Source organism: Phenylobacterium composti DSM 19425, assembly GCF_059568645.1.
In genome coordinates, this window is the sequence record NZ_JCANTT010000017.1 from 129,963 (window position 1) to 147,722 (window position 17,760).

20 protein-coding genes are annotated in these 17,760 nt (G+C 67.9%); 9 read left to right on the forward strand and 11 right to left on the reverse strand.

Annotation, left to right across the window (positions count from 1 at the left end; all coding sequences use genetic code 11):
* Positions 1–13: 13 nt before the first annotated feature.
* The 6 genes from BO64_RS13360 to flbT form a co-directional block, all read right to left on the reverse strand.
* Entirely contained in the window at positions 14–847 is an 834-nt protein-coding gene (locus BO64_RS13360; protein WP_496403795.1) for a flagellin, read from the reverse strand.
* Positions 848–1,012: 165 nt separating this feature from the next.
* A complete protein-coding gene (locus BO64_RS13365; protein ID WP_496403796.1) occupies positions 1,013–1,303 on the reverse strand; it encodes a hypothetical protein in 291 nt (96 codons plus the stop codon).
* 117 nt (positions 1,304–1,420) lie between these two features.
* The gene (locus tag BO64_RS13370; RefSeq protein WP_496403797.1) at positions 1,421–2,248 is read right to left on the reverse strand and encodes a flagellin; all 828 of its coding nucleotides are present in this window, start codon (positions 2,246–2,248) and stop codon (positions 1,421–1,423) included.
* A 283-nt stretch (positions 2,249–2,531) separates the two neighbouring features.
* Positions 2,532–3,362 (reverse strand): flagellin, encoded by an 831-nt coding sequence (locus tag BO64_RS13375; protein WP_496403798.1) that lies wholly within the window; start codon positions 3,360–3,362, stop codon positions 2,532–2,534.
* Between the two features lie 298 nt (positions 3,363–3,660).
* Positions 3,661–4,032 (reverse strand): flagellar biosynthesis regulator FlaF, encoded by a 372-nt coding sequence (gene flaF, locus BO64_RS13380; RefSeq protein ID WP_496403799.1) that lies wholly within the window; start codon positions 4,030–4,032, stop codon positions 3,661–3,663.
* A complete protein-coding gene (gene flbT / locus BO64_RS13385; RefSeq protein WP_496403800.1) occupies positions 4,022–4,417 on the reverse strand; it encodes a flagellar biosynthesis repressor FlbT in 396 nt (131 codons plus the stop codon). The genes flaF and flbT overlap by 11 nt, the downstream gene beginning before the upstream one ends.
* Before the next feature lie 212 nt (positions 4,418–4,629).
* On the opposite strand from flbT, the gene BO64_RS13390 reads away from it, so the two are divergent.
* The 5 genes from BO64_RS13390 to BO64_RS13410 all read left to right on the forward strand — a co-directional run bounded on the left by BO64_RS13390 (position 4,630) and on the right by BO64_RS13410 (position 9,719).
* Positions 4,630–6,420 carry a tetratricopeptide repeat protein gene (locus BO64_RS13390; RefSeq protein WP_496403801.1) on the forward strand — a complete coding sequence of 597 codons (1,791 nt, stop codon included), beginning with the start codon at positions 4,630–4,632 and terminating at the stop codon, positions 6,418–6,420.
* A gap of 96 nt (positions 6,421–6,516) precedes the next feature.
* The gene (locus BO64_RS13395) at positions 6,517–7,053 is read left to right on the forward strand and encodes a hypothetical protein (RefSeq protein WP_496403802.1); all 537 of its coding nucleotides are present in this window, start codon (positions 6,517–6,519) and stop codon (positions 7,051–7,053) included.
* A 162-nt stretch (positions 7,054–7,215) separates the two neighbouring features.
* Positions 7,216–8,082 carry an AAA family ATPase gene (locus BO64_RS13400; RefSeq protein ID WP_496403803.1) on the forward strand — a complete coding sequence of 289 codons (867 nt, stop codon included), beginning with the start codon at positions 7,216–7,218 and terminating at the stop codon, positions 8,080–8,082.
* Positions 8,083–8,181: 99 nt separating this feature from the next.
* Positions 8,182–9,009, forward strand: coding sequence for a hypothetical protein (locus tag BO64_RS13405; RefSeq protein WP_496403804.1), 828 nt, complete (start codon positions 8,182–8,184; stop codon positions 9,007–9,009).
* 32 nt (positions 9,010–9,041) lie between these two features.
* Positions 9,042–9,719, forward strand: a complete 678-nt coding sequence (locus BO64_RS13410) for a hypothetical protein (protein ID WP_496403805.1) — start codon at positions 9,042–9,044, stop codon at positions 9,717–9,719.
* Here BO64_RS13410 and BO64_RS13415 read toward each other — a convergent pair.
* Together BO64_RS13415 and BO64_RS13420 are read right to left on the reverse strand one after the other, a co-directional pair.
* Positions 9,716–10,090, reverse strand: coding sequence for a hypothetical protein (locus BO64_RS13415; protein ID WP_496403806.1), 375 nt, complete (start codon positions 10,088–10,090; stop codon positions 9,716–9,718). The genes BO64_RS13410 and BO64_RS13415 overlap by 4 nt on opposite strands.
* 14 nt (positions 10,091–10,104) lie before the next feature.
* A complete protein-coding gene (locus tag BO64_RS13420; protein WP_496403807.1) occupies positions 10,105–10,917 on the reverse strand; it encodes a universal stress protein in 813 nt (270 codons plus the stop codon).
* A 106-nt stretch (positions 10,918–11,023) separates the two neighbouring features.
* Here BO64_RS13420 and BO64_RS13425 point away from each other — a divergent pair, with 106 nt between their 5' ends.
* Together BO64_RS13425 and BO64_RS13430 are read left to right on the forward strand one after the other, a co-directional pair.
* Positions 11,024–11,671, forward strand: a complete 648-nt coding sequence (locus tag BO64_RS13425) for a YfbR-like 5'-deoxynucleotidase (RefSeq protein ID WP_496403808.1) — start codon at positions 11,024–11,026, stop codon at positions 11,669–11,671.
* A 14-nt stretch (positions 11,672–11,685) separates the two neighbouring features.
* Positions 11,686–12,648: an NUDIX hydrolase gene (locus BO64_RS13430; protein ID WP_496403809.1), complete on the forward strand. Its 963-nt coding sequence runs from the start codon at positions 11,686–11,688 to the stop codon at positions 12,646–12,648.
* A 20-nt stretch (positions 12,649–12,668) separates the two neighbouring features.
* On the opposite strand, the gene BO64_RS13435 is transcribed toward BO64_RS13430, so the two are convergent.
* The 3 genes from BO64_RS13435 to BO64_RS13445 form a co-directional block, all read right to left on the reverse strand.
* Positions 12,669–13,595, reverse strand: a complete 927-nt coding sequence (locus BO64_RS13435; protein WP_496403810.1) for a sterol desaturase family protein — start codon at positions 13,593–13,595, stop codon at positions 12,669–12,671.
* Positions 13,592–13,981: a hypothetical protein gene (locus tag BO64_RS13440; protein ID WP_496403811.1), complete on the reverse strand. Its 390-nt coding sequence runs from the start codon at positions 13,979–13,981 to the stop codon at positions 13,592–13,594. The genes BO64_RS13435 and BO64_RS13440 overlap by 4 nt, the downstream gene beginning before the upstream one ends.
* Positions 13,982–14,117: 136 nt before the next feature.
* Positions 14,118–14,660, reverse strand: a complete 543-nt coding sequence (locus BO64_RS13445; protein ID WP_496403812.1) for a porin family protein — start codon at positions 14,658–14,660, stop codon at positions 14,118–14,120.
* Positions 14,661–14,818: 158 nt separating this feature from the next.
* Between BO64_RS13445 and BO64_RS13450 the strand changes: the two genes are divergently transcribed.
* The gene (locus BO64_RS13450) at positions 14,819–15,967 is read left to right on the forward strand and encodes a beta-ketoacyl-ACP synthase III (RefSeq protein WP_496403875.1); all 1,149 of its coding nucleotides are present in this window, start codon (positions 14,819–14,821) and stop codon (positions 15,965–15,967) included.
* A 71-nt stretch (positions 15,968–16,038) separates the two neighbouring features.
* The gene (locus BO64_RS13455) at positions 16,039–17,760 is read left to right on the forward strand and encodes an N-acyl-D-amino-acid deacylase family protein (protein ID WP_496403813.1); all 1,722 of its coding nucleotides are present in this window, start codon (positions 16,039–16,041) and stop codon (positions 17,758–17,760) included.

Consider the following 17,760-nt stretch of genomic DNA (forward strand, 5'->3'; position numbering starts at 1 on the left):
GCCCCAACGGAACCTAGTTGCGGAAGAGCTGCAGGATGATCTGCGGCGCCTCGTTGGCGATGGAGAGCGCCTGGGCGCCGAGTTGTTGCTGCACCTGCAAGGCCTGCAGGCGAGCGCTTTCCTTCGCCAGGTCCGCATCCACCAGGTTGCCGACGCCGCCTTCCAGCACGTCGGTGAGCTTGGAGACGAACTCCAGGTGGGCCTCGATCTGCTTGGTCTGCGAGCCGAGGTCGCCCAGCGCCTGATTGGTGGCCGAGATCGCCGCGTCCAGCTGGGTCAGCGCCTGGCTGGCGGTGGTCACCGTCAGGATCGAAGCGCCGGCGGTCAGACCGATGACCCCGCCGCCCAGGCTGAGATTCTGGCTCGAGAGCGTGATCCGGGAATTGGCGTCAGCGTTGGCCAGGAACTGGATGTTCGCGCCCAGGGAGCCGTTGAGCAGGTTGGCGCCGTCGAACTCAGCATTGTCCACGACCTGCGAGATCTGCCGCAGGATCGCCTGGAAGTCCGAATTGAGGGCCTTGCGCGAGGCGTCGTCCAGCGAGGTGTCCATCGCCGCGACGACCTTCTCCTTCAACTCCACGAGCAGGTCCGACACCGTCTGGCCGGCGGTCATCGAGACCTCGGCGATCGAGTTCGCGCGCTCAAGGCTCATCCGGACCGCGCTCAGGGCGCCGATGTCCGCCCGCTGTCCCTGGGCGATCGCCCAGACGGCCGCATTGTCCTTGGCGTCGGAGATTTTCAGGCCGGTGTTGATCCGGTTCTGAACCCGACTCAACTCATCGTTGGTCTTGTTCAGGTTTTGCAGCGCCACCAGGGCGGACTTGTTGGTGTGCACGCTGATCGACATGGCGGTCTCCACTCGGGCGGGCGGCGACTCGCCTTCCGTCCTCGCTGCGAGGGTGGAGAAACGTGGTGATCAGATCGTTAACGGCGCGCAAAGAGTCGCACCGCCGCCGGAGCGTTCCGGGGCGGTTCGCGGTTGCGATGCTCGCTATGGGCGAGCGTTCGAGGATCAGGCCAGGGTGCGGATCACCGCGCCGGCGACGTAGTCGGCCTCCTCCCGCAGCTTCAGGACATCGGCCCTGGGAAGCTGGAGAACGACCTCGCCCGTCCGGCGATCGATGGTCTTGTAGACGTAGCTCCCGCTGGCGGGATCCTCTTCGATGACAAGTCGCAGGTCGGCCGTGTCCGAACCCTGGGGCTCAACCGGCGCCTGGGCGCCGATGGGGCGCGCCACGGCAGGCTTGGGCTGCCCGAGGGTGGAATCCGGCGTGGCTGCGAAACGCGCCACCTTGTTTTGCATGTCTCCTGTCGCAGGCCGTCAGGCTGCGCTCCGATGAGAATGCGGAACGGCGGGCCGACGCATCCGGCCCGCCGCAACGCGACTGCCGCGGAGCCGGAGCTCCGCGGCGCGACATCCTTAACGGAACAGGCCGAGCAGGATCGACGTGGACTGGTTCGCGATCGACAGCGCCTGCACGCCGAGCTGCTGCTTGGTCTGCAGAGCCTGAAGGCGGGCGCTTTCCTTGGCCAGGTCGGCGTCGACGAGGTTCCCCACCCCGGCGTCGATCGAGTCCTGGAGCTTGTTCACGAACTCCACGTGCGAAGCCAACGACTTCGAGCCGGTGCCGAGCTTGGACAGGGCGGTCGAGACGTTGTTGATCGACGTGTTGATCGTGGTGATCAGCGTCGCCGCCGAGGACGCCGTCGAGAACGTGGCGGTCGCCGAGAGCGTGACGTTCGCGCCGCCGAGCGCAAGGCTCTGGGCCTGAACGGTGATCTTTTCGGTGCCGTTCGCGTTCGCGATGGCGGCGATCGTCGTGCCGCCGTCCTTGACCATGTTGATGCCGTTGAACTCGGCGTTGGTCACGGCCTTGGCCAGCTGGTCGCGCAGGGCCTTGAAGTCTTCGGCCAGGGCGTTCCGGCTGGTGGTGTCCAGCGACGTATCCGAAGCCGCCAGCGCCTTTTCCTTCATCTGAAGGAGCAGGTCCGAGACGGTCTCGCCAGCCGAAATGGCCACGTCGACGGTCGAGATCGAGCGTTGCAGGGATTCACGAACCGCATCCAGCGAGCGGCTGTTGGCGCGCTGGTTCTGGGCGATGGCCCAGATCGCGCCGTTGTCCTTCGCCGAGGCGATCTTCTTGCCCGTGTTGATACGGGCCTGAGCCGTCATCAGCTCGTTGTTGGTGGCGTTGAGGTTCTGCAGCGCGATCATCGCGCCGACGTTCGTATTGACGCTATTCGGCATCACTTAGGTCCTTCTTCTCAAGGAGCCGGCGCCTTTCTGGCGGCCGGGGGCGTTTTGCCCGAGGGACCTGACAGCAAGCGCCGGGCCACGAGAACGGCCTTCGGCGAATCAACTAAGATATTGAAATATTGATGTTATAGTCCTGTTAGCCACATTTTGCCGCGGCAGATTTTGCCCACCGCGCGACCTGATGGGCAAGATTTACCGGGCGCAAACCGGCCATTCTTGCCGGGCGCCTGAAAAGGTCACCCGGGCGGAGCGAACTCCGCCCGGGGTTTGCGACTTAGCGGAACAGGCCCAGCAGGATCGACGAGGACTGGTTCGCGATCGACAGCGCCTGCACGCCGAGCTGCTGCTTGGTCTGCAGCGCCTGGAGCTTTGCGCTTTCCTTCGCGAGGTCCGCATCGACGAGGTTGCCCACGCCGGCGTCGATCGAGTCCTGGAGCTTGTTCACGAACTCCAGGTGCGAAGCCAACGACTTCGAGCCGGTACCCAGCTTGGACAGGACGGTCGAGACGTTGTTGATCGACGTGTTGATCGTAGTGATCAGCGTGGCCGCAGAAGACGCCGTCGAGAACGTGGCGGTCGCCGAGAGCGTGACGTTCGTGCCGCCGAGCGCAAGGCTCTGGGCCTGAACCGTCAGCTTCTCAGTGCCGTTCGCGTTCGCGATGGCGGCGATCGTCGTGCCGCCGTCCTTGACCATGTTGATGCCGTTGAACTCGGCGTTGGTCACGGCCTTGGCCAGCTGGTCGCGCAGGGCCTTGAAGTCTTCGGCCAGGGCGTTCCGGCTGGTGGTGTCCAGCGACGTATCCGAAGCCGCCAGCGCCTTTTCCTTCATCTGAAGGAGCAGGTCCGAGACGGTCTCGCCGGCCGAAATGGCCACGTCGACGGTCGACTGCGAACGTTGAAGGGACTCTCGAACCGCATCCAGCGAGCGGCTGTTGGCGCGCTGGTTCTGGGCGATGGCCCAGATCGCGCCGTTGTCCTTCGCGGATGCGACCTTCTTGCCCGTGTTGATCCTGGTCTGGGTGGTGTTCAGCTCCGCGTTGGTCGCATTCAGGTTTTGGAGCGCGATCATCGCGCCCACGTTGGTGTTGACCGAGTTCATCGGCATCGTTGAGCCCTTCCGTTCTGGAGGTATGAGCCCGGCTTTTGCCGGGAGAGCGATTTTTCGCTCGCACAGGGCGTCGCAAACCGCGGGCCAGGATTAACCGCAACCGACGCAACCCAACCGGCTGTTTTTAATCAGGTTTTTCTGCCAGATACGTGCAACTCGCACACATGGGCGCAAACCAAACCTGCAGCCCGGCAGGAACTGCCGGGACGGGACCGCCCAGACGCAAAAAGGGCCGCGCAAGCCGCGGCCCTGCCAAAAGACACCCTGCCCCGCCTGCCGGCGAGGTTGCGGAGGATCAGGCGGCCTGGGCCGCGCCCCCGCCGCCCATCAGCCCCTGCATGATCATCCGGTTCACCTCGATCAGGGGCTCGATCTCTTCCTCCCGACGGATCACTAGGCTGGTGTGTTTCGACACCCAGATGCTCAGCGAGATGATCGAGGCGCGCAGCTGCGGCGGCAGCTTGTTCCCGGGGCTCTGGCAATCGGCGCCCAGCACGCCCCACATGCGCCGGTTCCAGTCGAGGGCGTCCACACGCCCGCGCAGATCATCCGCTGGAAGCTTGGCCGCCTCCATCAGGGCGCGGGTCACCTGCGCAAACAGGCGATACTCCATCTCCCGCGGGCTCTCCGACCGCACGGCCGCCTGCTGGTAGGCGTTAAGGGACATTGCCCAACCTCTCGTCTTCGTACTCGATCAGGCGGCGGCAGAGCATCAGCGCTTTGTAGTATTCGCGCGCCATGCAGTGCTTGGAGACGCTCACGCAGTCGGCCAGCACCTGCGGGTTCACGATCACGCTCATGAACTCGGTCATCCGCCGCACGAACTCGTCGTAGTAGCGGTCGGCGTTGCCCTCATCGAGGTACATCATCATCACGGGGAAGTAGATCCGCCGCGCCGGCGTGTTCGCTTCCTCCTGCTGCATGATGTCCTTCTCGCGAAGGACAGAGGCCTTGTTCTGGAGCACGAGGACCGCCCGGCGGTCGCCGTTCTGCACGACCGCGCCGTTGAGGACGAACCTCTCTCCCGGCCTCAGCGACAGTTTCAGCGGCAATTCCGCCCTCCGATCTCGCACATCCGACCGGAGCCCAAGCTGAGGCAGACTCACCTCGTCGCCAGCGCACCCGATGCACGCAAAGCGATAGCGACACTCAAGTTAACGCCACCTTGCCGGTCCGGCGGCGTACCGCGCCCCCTCGGCGCTTAAGCCGACATTAAACACGTTGAGCCGAGCTAACCCTCAAGCGATTCAGGAGAATCTAGCCCATGCCGCCTCCGGCCCGGCCCAGCGCCGCCTCCGCCCATGCGCTCCAGGCCACGCCGGCTCCCCGCGCCGCCCACAACCTGCTGGAACGCGTGACCGAGGGCGACGGCAACCACACCCTGGAAAGCCTCACCGCCGCCATGGGCCAGCTCCGCGCCATGGCCGTGCAACCGATGCTGCAACGGGCGGTGGCCTGCCTGAACGCCGAGGACGCCAAGGGCGCCGCTCGCTGGGCTCTCAAGGCTCTGCACGCCGACGAGCGCAACGGCTACGCTTGGTGCCTGTTGGGCATGGCCCGCGAGCGGGCCGGCGACTTCGTCTCCTCGATTCAGGCCTACGAGTCGGCTCTGAAGCTCCTGCCCGAGCACGCCGAGATCGCCAACGACCTGGGGCGCCTCGCCATGCGGATGGGCATGCCCCAGCAGGCCGAGGGCTTCTTCCGCCATTTCATGGCTCACCGGCCGGGCCACCCTGAGGCGGCTAACAACCTGGCCTCCGCCCTGCGCGTCCAGGGCCGCCGCGCCGAAGCCATCGAGGTGCTGCGCCCGGCGATCCAGGCCGATCCGACCAACGCCATCCTGTGGAACAGCCTCGCCGCCGTGGTGGCCGAGAACGGCGACCAGGCCAACGCCGAGATCTTCTACGCCGAGGCCATGCGCCTCGATCCGAACTTCGCCAAGCCTCGCTACAACCTCGCCAACGCCCTCGCCGACCGCGGCGAGGTGGCCGAAGCCCTGCCGTTAGTGGAGCAAGCCCTCACGTCCACCCGCGCCGAGGACGAACGGCAGATGATGCTGCTGGCCCGGTCCACGATGCTCATCGCTCTGGGCCGCCTCGCCGAAGGCTGGGACGAGTACGAGGCCCGCCACCACCCGCAATTCGCCGACACCCTGCACTTCGCCATCGATCGTCCCGCGTGGCGGCCCGGCCTCGATCTCTCCGGGAAGTCGATGCTGGTCATCGGCGAGCAGGGCCTTGGCGACGAAATCCTTTTCGCCAACGCCCTTCCCGACCTGATCGAACGACTCGGCCCGGAAGGACGCCTCACCATCGCCGTCGAGCCCAGGCTCGTACCGCTGTTTTCCCGCAGCTTCCCGCAGGCTCGGGTCGGTTCGCACGCCACCGTCCTGCACGGCGGCCGGTCCGTGCGGCTGCTGCCGTTCCTGGAAGACGCCGGCGCCATCGACCTGTGGGCGCCCCTTGGGTCCCTCCTGCGCGAGTTCCGCCGGGACGTGGCCGCCTATCCCGACCGCCCCCGCTTCCTGGCCGCCGCCCCCGACCGTGTCGCCCATTGGCGTGGCGTGCTTGAGGCCGCACCGACCGGACGCAAGGTCGGCCTCCTGTGGAAGAGCGGCACCGCCCGCGGCGCCCGTCACCGCTACTTCTCGGCCTTCGAACAGTGGGCGCCGGTGCTCCGCCAGTGCGGCGTCGCCTTCGTGAACCTGCAGTACGGCGACTGCGCCGAGGAGCTGGCGTTCGCCCAGCGCGAATTCGGCGTCGAGGTCTGGGACCCGCCCGGCATCGACCTGAAGGAGGACCTCGACGAGGTCGCCGCCCTCTCCTGCGCCCTCGATCTGGTGATCGGCTTCTCCAACGCCACCTTCAACATCGCCGCCGCCTGCGGCGCCCCGGCGTGGCTTATCACCACCCCCGGCGCATGGCCCCGCCTGGGCTGCGCCGACCGCTATCCCTGGTATCCCCAGACCCGGGTCTTCGCCCCCGCCACCTATGGCGATTGGGATGCGGCCATGGCCGACGTCGCACAGGCCCTGGGGGCTTGGACCAAGGCCTGATCGGGACGTCCGCCGGGCGCGCGGAACGCCGGGTTTTCCTGAGGGTTTTGCTTGCGACGGCGCGCCGCGCCGACGTTAGCCCGAAGGAGACCCCCCATGCCCGGCACGAGCTTCGACTCCGAGTCCGACTTCGATCCCCAGGATCAGGCCGAGGCGTTCGACGAGAGCATGACCGTCGGCGGCGAAGGATCCGTGGGTCTGGCCGATGACAGCCCCTTCGGCGTCGGCGCCGAGATGCGCACCTTCGAGGAGCTGGCCGATGTGGAGGATCTCACCCAGCTGATCGGCGATCGCGACGATGACGAGGCCCGGGCCCTGGACGCCGATGAGTTCGATCCCGACACCGTGGACGATGGCGATTTCGAAGAGGACAACGAACTCGACTACCGCGCCGCCACCGATGAGCACGAGGACGACCTGGACGGCCTGGGCCCCGACGACAACTTCAACGACCATCGCATCCTGCGCCGCGAGATTGAAGGCCTTGACGAGGTCCGCGACGCCGGGGAGGCCGAGGGGGGTGAGGACGATTTCACCGACTTCCAGGCCCGCAACCTGTCGGACGATGACCTCAAGGACATGGGCTATTCCGAGGACCGCGGCGGCGAGACCCGCGCCAAACCGGACGCATAGCGACGCCACAAGGCGCCCTGCCGCCGCTCGCGACCTGACGGGCGGCGGCAGGGCGCCGCTACGTAGGGCGCGGAACCCGCTTGATCCTCGCGTCACGCCCTATAGGCTGGCCCCCAGGCAAACAAACGTTCGAATGCGGGTCCTGCCCGCCTGGGGAGCTGAATGAGCCAGCGTTTCGAAGGCACCGAAAACTACGTCGCCACCGAAGATCTCAAGGTGGCCGTCAACGCCGCCATCGCGCTCGAGCGGCCGCTCCTGATCAAGGGCGAACCCGGCACAGGCAAGACGGTGCTGGCCTATGAGATCGCCAAGGCGCTGAACGCCCCGCTGATCACCTGGCACATCAAGTCGACCACCAAGGCCATCCAGGGCCTTTACGAATACGACGCGGTCTCGCGCCTGCGCGACAGCCAGCTCGGCGACGAGCGGGTGAAAGACGTCAAGAACTACATCAAGAAAGGCAAGCTCTGGGAGGCGTTCGAAAGCCCCGTCCGCCCGGTGCTGCTCATCGACGAGATCGACAAGGCCGACATCGAGTTCCCCAACGACCTCCTGCAGGAGCTCGATCGGATGGAATTCTACGTCTACGAGACCAACGAGACGATCAAGGCGGCCGTCCGCCCGGTCGTGATCATCACTTCGAACAACGAGAAGGAGCTGCCCGACGCCTTCCTGCGCCGCTGCTTCTTCCACTACATCCGCTTCCCGGACGCCGAGACGATGCAGGAGATCGTCGAGGTCCACTATCCGGGCATCAAGCAGAAGCTGGTATCCGAGGCCCTGCGCATCTTCTACGACATGCGCAAGGTGCCGGGCCTGAAGAAGAAGCCCTCCACCTCCGAACTGCTGGACTGGCTCAAGCTGCTGATGGTCGAGGACATCGACGAAGAAGCGCTGAAGGAGAAGGATCCCACCAAGCTGATCCCGCCACTCCACGGCGCTCTCCTCAAGAACGAGCAGGACGTCCACCTGTTCGAGCGGTTGGCGTTCCTCGCCCGCCGCGAGGGCGCCGCCCGCCCGGGCCAGTAACCCAGGCCCGACGGCAGCGTCGCCGTTACATCGAATTCATTCGCCTTTTTCGGGGGCTCCAGCCACGTTCTCATGCGAACGGACTGGAGCCCCTGCCATATGAAGAAGCCGCTGCTTCTCCTTGCCGCCGCCTCGCTGCTGCCCCTGGCCGCCTGCTCCTCGGGCGCCCAGGCGCCCCGGGCCGCGCTCGACTGCCCGGCCACCCAGGGAGAGCTGACGCGCACCGACGCTGCAGCCGACGGCAAGAGCTGCACCTACGCCTCCAACGGCGGGGCCGAGATCACCCTGCGCCTCGTGCCGGTGACCGGCAGCGCCTACGCCACCCTCGACCAGCTTGAGGCCGCCCTGGTTGCCGAGGACGAGTCGGCGGCCAAGACCAAGGCTCTCGAGGCCGGCGCGACGGCCGACGCGAGGCCCGGTCCCGTCAGCGCCGGCGACACCCGCCGCGCCGCCGAGGAAGCCGCGCAGGACGCCGCGGGCGTGGAGGTGTCGGCCAATGGCGGCTCGGACGGCGGCGGCGTCGACGTCCGCGTCAAGGGCGGCAAGGTCGTGGTGGCCGAGGGCGGCAGCACCACCCGGGTCAATCTGCCCGGCATTCAGATCGAGGCCGACGAGAACGAAGACTCCGCTTCCATCCGGATCGGCCCGTTGCACGTGAACGCCAGCGGCGACGAGGCGCGCATCCGCATCCGCCGCGACGTGCGGCTCAAGGGCGAGGCCCTGTCGCGGGAAAAGCGCGGCGTTCGCGCGACCTTCATCCTCGGCGACCGCGGAGGCGAACAGGGTCGGTTCCTCGGCTACGAAGCCGGCGGCCCCAAGACCGGCCCGCTCGCCGTGGCCGTGGTCCGCGGCGCCGGCAAGCTTGACCACAGCGACGAGGTCTACGACGACATGAAACACCTCGTCCGCAAGAATGGCGGGGTCTAGATAACAACCGTTCGGGCGTTGGGGGGACGCGCATGAGAGCAGCCACGGTGATCCTGGTCGCCGCCGCGGTCCTCGGCGGTTGCCATAGCAACGCCGCGCCCCCACGTGCGGCCCTGGACTGCCCGAGCAATATGGGCGGGGTGCTTCGCCTCGCCTCCGCGGCGGCGGACGGCGAGGCCTGCGCCTATGAAGGGGCCAATGGCTTCTCCATGACCCTCGTGCGATCGCCCGTGCAACACGACGTCGCCGCGACGCTGGAGCCCTTCGAGCAACTCGTCTTGGCCGGACGGCCGGATGAGCCAATCACCCGCCTGCGGGTCTATGCCCCGGGCTTGGTGGAGGTGGCCGCAGCCGACGGTGGCGAATCCTACGCCCTGCCCGTGCGGTCGCACCTGTTTATGCGCGATGGGGAGAACAACGTCCGCATGGGGCCGGTCCGGCTGGCGCCCGCGGGCGGGCCCGGGATCACTCGCCACCAAGACACCGTCACGCTCAAGGGCCCTGGGCCGAAGACCAAGCGCCGGGGCGTCATCCGGGGCATGACCCACCGTGGGGATCATGCCGAGGGCTACCGCGTCCTCGGCTACGAAGCCGCCGGCCCCGTCTCCGGGCCGCTAACCGTGGCGGTCATCCGCAGCCGGGACGCCGCCCAGTTCGACACGATCCAGGGCGAAATCCGTCGCCTTGTCCGGCGCAACGGCGGCGCCTAGGCCGCCGGCTGAACGTCCACCACCTTGTAGGTCAGCGGCCGCCCGTCATCGTCAGTGACGGTGACATATTCGCCCACGGCGAAGCGGTGGTCGCCAAGGCGATGGACCGGCTCGTCGTCGCTCGCTTCTTCCTCGTCATAGTCGAAGAACCAACGCGTTCCCCGACGGTTTAGCCGCCCGTCCGCCGGCTCCTCGTCGGGCGCGAAACGGCGCACGGTGCAGGCGTCACGGGCCTTGGCGTAGGCCTGCTCGTCCAAGAGACCGTCCGGAGTAAGAGGCGCCGTCAGCACATAGCCGCGATGGTCGTCGCCGCCGGCGAATTCCGTGCCAGGGTTCCGGGCAAGCCGCATCACGATGCGCGACAGGGACATGAGCGCCTCCAAGCCTAGTGAGACAGAAATAATGACGGGTGGTCGGAATTCAGCAGCGTCCGGGTCGTTCCGCCGAAGATGAATTCCTGGAGCCGCGGGTGGCCAAAGGCGCCGGCCACTAGGATGTTCGCCCCTACCGCCTCGGCGCCGTGCAGCAGAGCGGGCGCCGCATCGCCCGTGTCAGAGAGGACCTCGAGGTCGGCTTTCACATCGCGGGCGGCGTAGTAGTCCTGCAGCCGCGCCGGGTCGAAGCTGCGCGAGCTCGCCTTGGGCGCCGCCAGGATCACCACCCGGCTCGCCTTCTCCAGCAGCGGCAGGGCCAGGCGCGCGGCGCGGGAGGCCTCCTTCCCGCCGTCCCAGGCCACGGCGACCACGCCGCCGATCCTTAGCCCGGCCCGCGCCACCACCACCGGCCGCTGCTCGTCGGCCACCATCTGCTGGAATGCCTCGGCCAGGGGGCCGCGGCCCCGCGCCGGGTCATCACCGAACACCACCACATCGGCCAGTCGGCTCTCGGCTGACAGCCCGGCCCAAACCGGCGTCTGCAGGGCGACGAACCGCGACTTGGGATAGCCGACCGCCTCGAGGGCCTCGCGGGCGTTCTTTTCGCCCGCCGCGGCGGCCTCTTTCAGGGACTCCAGCGCCGTCGTCTGGACGCCGCCGAGGAAGCCCTCGCCCATCCAGGGCATGACGTCGGCCACGTCGGCGGGGGTGTACACGCCCTCAACTTCGGCCCCGAAGGGCTCGGCCAGGACGGCTGCGGCCTCGATCGCCGCGCGGTCACCCTTGCCGCCCGAGAGCGGCACCATAATGCGGGCCCAGCTCATAGGTCCCTCCCTCGCTCGCCTGTCTGGACCCGGAAGACCTGCGCCAGCATTGATCTTTCTCAGGTCATGGGCCAGTTCACGGCTCGACTTTGGAAGGAATGCGCCGGTGAGGAAAGGGCTGCGTCGAACGCGCCAAGCGCCGAGGGCCTGGCAGCGGATGCTGTCGGGGCGGCGCCTGGACCTGCTCGATCCCTCGCCCCTCGATATCGAGATCGAGGACATCGCCCACGGACTTGCGCGCGTCGCCCGCTGGAACGGCCAGACCGTGGGCGAGCACGCCTTCTCTGTGGCTCAGCACTCCGTGGTGGTCGAAGAGATCGTCGCCCACATCCGGCCCGACATCGAACCCCGCTGGCGGCTGGCCGCCTTGCTCCACGACGCCTCCGAATATGTGATCGGCGACATGATCAGCCCGTTCAAGGCGGCCCTCGGCATGGACTACAAGACCTTCGAGGAGCGGCTGGAGAACGCCATCCACGTACGGTTCGGCCTGCCCGCCAGGACCCCGCCGGCCATCAAGAAGCTGATCAAGCAGGCCGACCGCGCCTGCGCTTTCTTCGAGGCCACTCAGCTCGCCGGCTTCACTCATGAGGAGGCCCTGGACTTCTTCGGCCCGCCGCCCGCCGGCTACGCCCTGAAGATCGAGCCCCAGGCCCCGTTCGAGGCCCAGGATCGCTACCTCCACCGCTTCGAGGCGCTGTCGGAGGCCGCCGGCTATCGCCCCGGCGCCGCCCAGGCCTTCATCACCGAATGAGCGGGGGCCCCACCATGGTCGTCATCGGGCTGTCGGCTGTGGTCGTGGCGATCCGCGACGGCGAGGCCGTGGTCCTGACCCTGCGCCACAAGGACGGCGAGCCGTCCGGCCTGCCCTTCGGCCCCTTCGATCCCGAGGGCCACCGAACCTTCGAGCTCGGCCTGCGAGCCTTCGTGACCGAGCAGACCCGGTTCAACCTCGGCTATGTGGAGCAGCTCTACACCTTCGGCGACAAGGGCCGCGACGCGCCCCTCGCCGCCATGGAGCCCTTCGGCGGCCAGGCCGGAGACCGCCCTGCCCGGGTGATCTCCGTCGGCTATCTGGGCCTCGCCCCGGCGGCGGTGGACACCCACTTCGCCGGCAGCGAATGGCGGCCCTGGGCACGCTTCTTTCCATGGGAAGACTGGCGCCAGGGTCGCCCGGCGGTGCTGGAAGCCATCGAGACCGCCCTGCGCGCCTGGGCCGACGGCAGTGTCCCGCGCCTGGCCCGCGCCCGCCTCGCCTTCGCCCTGGATGGCGCGCCGTGGAACGAGGAGCGCGTCCTGGAGCGCTACGAGCTGCTCTACGAGGCCGGGCTGGTGCAGGAGGCCGCCCGCGACCGCGGCGAGCCCCCGCCGCGGCAGGACGAGGCCCTCAAGGCCGCCATGGGCGAGCCGATGATCTCCGATCACCGCCGCATCCTCGCCACCGCCCTCAGCCGCCTGCGCGGCAAGCTGAAGTATCGGCCGGTGGTGTTCGAACTGATGCCCGAGGCCTTCACGCTCTCGGCCCTGCAGCGCACCGTGGAAGCCATCGCCGGCGTGCCGCTGCACAAGCAGAACTTCCGCCGCGCCCTTGAGCGGGCCGGCCTGGTGGAGGGCCTTGGCCGCCTCGATGTAGAGACCGGAGGCCGCCCCGCCGAACTCTTCCGCTTCCGCCGCGAGGTTCTGGACGCCCGTCCAGTATCGGGCCTCAGTCTGCCCCTGCTCCGCGACTGATCCCGCCCAGATGACTGGCCTCAGGCCGCCGCGTCCAGCTCGGGCGTCGCCGGTTCCGCGGCCTGTCGTCGCTGCGCCTCCCACTCGGCCTTCAGCATGGCGCTGGTCTGCCGGCTGCCGTCGGGGCTCCAGCCGGGCGGGCCGAACAGCCAGCCGAGGGCGTGCCGGGGCTGGCGCGCGATATCCTGGGCGATCCCCATCCACTCGTGGAAGGCGACCCGCAGGATGTTGAAGGTGCCGAGGTTCTTCACGATCCCGTAGCGGCAGGGCTCTTCGTCCAGCTCGGGCTGGAAGGTGCCGAACATGCGGTCCCAGATGATCAGGATGCCCGCATAGTTCTTGTCGAGGTAGCGCGGGTTGCGGGCGTGGTGGACCCGGTGGTGCGAGGGCGTGTTGAACACCGCCTCGATCCAGGCGGGCAGCCGGCGGATGGTCTCGGTGTGGATCCAGTACTGATAGACGAGGCTGATCCCCTTCTGGATGGCGATCATCGCCGGCGGGAAGCCGAGCAGCGCCAGCGGGATCCACAGCAGCCAGGTCCCCGCCGGGCCGCCCGTCCAGGTCTGACGCAGGGCTGTGGAGAGATTGTAGTGCTGGCTGGAGTGGTGGTTCACATGCGCCGCCCACCAGATCCGCCGCTCGTGCGACAGCCGGTGGAACCAGTAGTAGGTCAGGTCCTCGGCCAGGAAGATCGCCACCCACGCCCAGACGGCGGTCATGGGGATGTCGAACAGCCGGTGCTGGTAGGCCCACAGAGTAGCAGTCCCCACCACCCCGGCGGTGAGCAGCCCGGCCATGGTTGAGCCCAGCCCCATCGCCAGCGAGACCGCCGTGTCCTTGGCCTCATAATAGGCCCGCACCTTGCCGAGGCGGGCCAACAGGATCTCGAGGATGATAGTAAGGATGAAGAGCGGCGTCGCCAGGGTGACCGGATCGAAGGTCTTCATGCCGCCAGGTCCTTCGGCGGCCAGGACGGCAGGTTGAGGAAGGCCTTGGGCGCGGACACGTCCGCCAGGTCCACGCATAGCTGTCCCTTGCGGAAGCTGGCCTGCAGCGCCTGGGCCCAGGGAATCTGGCGGCCCGCATAGCCATCGCCCAGCCGGCAGATGACCAGGGCCAGGCCGCCGGACTTGGCCAGGGCGCCGTTCCCGTCGGACGCCACCCACACTGCGTCCAGCCGCCGCCCTGGAAATTCCGCCTCGAGGAGCGCCCGCGCCTTGCCCTCGTCCAGGGGGCCGTGCGGCTTGGCGATCCGAGCCCAGGCGGCCAGCCCCACAAGCAGCGCCACCGCGGCCCCTGACGCGAACAGCTGGACGAAATACGCCTTGTCCACGGCCTTGCCTCCACACCCTGGTTTCGAACCAGGTTCGGGGAAGCGTGGTCGCCTGGGACCGCCGGGTCAAGCAGAAGCCCTCCCCGCGAGCGGAGAGGGCTCCCGTTACGTCACCAATGTAGGACGTTGCGGCGGATCAGAACTTCCGCGTGTAGGCCACCGACCAGACGTCGGCGTTGCCGCCGTCGAAGTCGTGACGGGTCCAGTCGACGCGCACGCCGTTCACCCCGTCGAAGTGGTGCTGGGCGCCGACGCCGTAGTTCCAGGACTCGCCGTCATCGGTCACCGACACGCCGCCGGCCCGGCCCTTGATCTTGCTGGTGCCGTAGCCAACCCGGGCGAACAGGTCGGTGTTGGCGCCGACGGGCGCAAAGCCAACCACATAGGCGGCCAGTTGGTGTTTCAGCTCGACGTCCACATTCGTGCCGGCGATGTTTACATCGTCGTCCTTCACGCCGATGGCGGCCTCGCCTTCGACCCCGAGCCAGGGGTTGGCCCGATAACCCAAGCGGCCCTGCAGGGCGCCCAGGTCAACGCCGTCGCCATCGACGTGGGCATAGCCGGCGGTGGCGTACACATTGCTGACAGGCGCCTGCTGGGCCAGGGCGGCGGTCGGGGCGACGGCGGCGGCGGCCAGCGAAACGGCGGCGACAGAAGCCGCGGCGTAGAGAGCTTTCATAGTCGGTACTCCACTCAAGTCTTCTCAGCTCCCCCGAGCCGGGTTTAGGTCGGCGTCAAACGCGGCCCGCAGCGGCCGGTTCTGTGGCGAAGCCTTGTTCGCGGCCCACCTGTGGCCCTGCGGCCACAACGCCGGATGACGGCGCGCAGGACCGTGCTATCAGTCGCGCCCAACAGAGTTCGGGAGGAAGCATGACCGCCGCCGTGATCGCCGCCACCGGCCTCCACACCCCTTCGGAGAGCCTGTCGAACGCCGAGCTGGTCGAGACTTTCAACACCTATGTAGAGCGCTTCAACGCCGCGAACGCCGAGGCTATCGCCGCCGGAGAGGTCCAGGCGCTGGCCCCCTCCTCCGTCGAGTTCATCGAGAAGGCCTCGGGCATCAAGTCGCGCTACGTGGTGAACAAGTCTGGCCTGGTCGATCCCGACATCATGCGGCCGATCATCCCCGAGCGCCCCAACGAGGAGCTCTCGATCCTCGCCGAGATGGCGGTGGAGGCCGCCAAGGACGCCCTTGCCCGCTGGGGCAAGCCGGCCTCCGAGATCGACGCAGTGATCTGCGCCGCCTCCAACATGCAGCGGGCCTATCCCGCCATGGCCATCGAGGTGCAGCAGGCCCTGGGGATCGAGGGCTTCGCCTTCGACATGAACGTCGCGTGCTCTTCGGCCACCTTCGGCATCAAGACCGCCGCCGACTTCGTGGGCTCGGGCTCGGCCAGGGCAGTGCTGATGGTGAATCCCGAGATCTGCTCGGGCCACCTCAATTTCCGCGACCGCGACAGCCACTTCATCTTCGGCGACGTGGCCACCGCCGTGATCATCGAGCGCGCCGACCTTGCCCAGGGCGGCTGGGACATCCTCGGCACGCGGCTGAAGACCCAGTTCTCCAACAATATCCGCAACAACTTCGGCTTCCTGAACCGCGCCGCCCCCGAGGGTATCGGCAAGCCCGACAAGCTGTTCGTCCAGGAAGGCCGCAAGGTGTTCCGCGAGGTGGTGCCGATGGTCTCCGAGATGATCGTGGCTCACGCCGCCGACCTCGGCCTCGATCCCACCGGCCTGAAGCGCCTGTGGCTGCACCAGGCCAACATCAATATGAATGACCTGATCGGCCGGCGCGTCCTCGGCCGTGATCCGCAGCCGGGCGAGAACGTCATCATCCTCGACGAATACGCCAACACCTCCTCAGCGGGGTCGATCATCGCCTTCCACAAGGCCAGCGACGACTTCCAGGCGGGCGAGACGGGGCTGATCTGCTCGTTCGGCGCCGGCTATTCCGCAGGCACGGTGTTCGTTCGCAAGCGCTGAACCCGTCCGCCGCTTCGCGGGGTGGATAAAGCTGGTTAGGCTTCCTCGGAGTTCGAGGGGGGAATCGCCGCATGCGCAAGCTCGCCGCCGCCGCCGGCCTGGCTGTCGTCCTCTTGATGACCGGGGGCTCGGGCCAGCCGGCCTACGACCTCCTGATCCGCGACGGCGAAATCTACGACGGCACAGGCGCTGGTCCCGTGCGGGGCGACGTGGGGGTGAAGGGCGACCGGATCGTCTGCGTCGGCGTCTGTCCCGCCGGCCCGGCGAAGAAGACCCTGGACGCCAGGGGCCAGGCCGTCTCGCCCGGCTTCATCAACATGCTGTCCTGGTCCGTAGACAGCCTCATCCAGGACGGCCGCGGCCTGTCCGCCCTGAAGCAGGGCGTGACGCTGGAGGTGATGGGCGAAGGCAGTTCCATGGGGCCGTGGAACGAGACCCAGAAGGCCGACGACATCCGCCGCCAGGGCGACATCAAGTACGAGGTCGCCTGGAGCACCCTGGACGAATACCTCCGCCACCTCGAAGCGCGCGGCGTGTCGCTAAACGTGGCCTCGTTCGTCGGCGCCGAGACCGTGCGGGTGCATGTCCTGGGCGAGGACGACGTCGACCCGACGCCTGAGCAGCTGGCCCAGATGCGCGCCCTCGTGGTCAAGGCAATGGAGGACGGGGCCATGGGCGTCGGCTCGTCCCTGATCTACGCCTCGGGCAACTACGCCGAGACCGACGAGCTGGTGGCCCTCACCAGCGAGGCGGGCCGCTGCGGCGGCATGTATATCAGCCACATGCGTTCGGAGGGGAACCGCCTCCTGGAAGCCATCGACGAGCTGATTGAGATCTCCCGACGCTCGGGCGCTCCGGCCGAGATCTACCATCTGAAGGCCAGCGGCCAGGCCAACTGGCCCAAGCTCGACCAGGCCATCGCCAAGATCGAGGCAGCCCGGGCCGAGGGCCTGCGCATTACCGCCGACATGTACACCTATACCGCCGGCTCCACCGGCCTCGACGCGGCCATGCCCGTCTGGGTGCAGGCCGGCGGCGTCGAGAAGTGGATCGAACGGCTGAAGGACCCGGCCACCCGGGCGAAGGTGAAGGCCGAGATGCTGGCCGAGGACGCCGGCTTCGAGAACCTCATGCGTCACGCCGGGCCCGAGGGCACGCTGCTGGTGGGCTTCAAGAACCCCAAGCTCAAGCCCCTCACCGGCCGGACCCTGGCCGATGTCGCGAGGGAACGCGGGGTCAGTCCGCAGGACGCCGCCATCGACCTGGTCATCGAGGACGGCAGCCGGGTGCAGGTGGTCTATTTCCTGATGAGCGAGGAGAACGTCGCCCGCCAGACCACCCTGCCCTGGATGAGCTTCGGCTCCGACGCCGAGGCCCAGGCTCCGGAAGGCCCGTTCCTGCTCTCCTCCACCCACCCGCGCGCCTACGGCAACTTCGTCCGGCTGCTCGCCAAGTACGTCCGCGACGAGAAGCGACTGCCCCTCGCCGAGGCGATCCGCAAGCTCTCCGGCCTGCCTGCCCACAACCTCGGCCTGCGCGAGCGGGGCCTGCTGAAGCCCGGCTACTTCGCCGATGTGGTGGTGTTCGATCCGGCCAAGGTCCAGGACCTGGCCACCTACGAGAAGCCGCAGCAGCTGGCCACCGGCGTGAACCATGTGGTCGTCAACGGCGCTCTCGCCCTGGAGAACGGCGAGGCCACCAACGCCCTCCCGGGGCGCGTCGTTCGCGGCCGCGGCTGGACCGGCTGGCCCGATGGCGGCTGCCGGGCGAAGGCCAGCGACTGGACCTGGTAG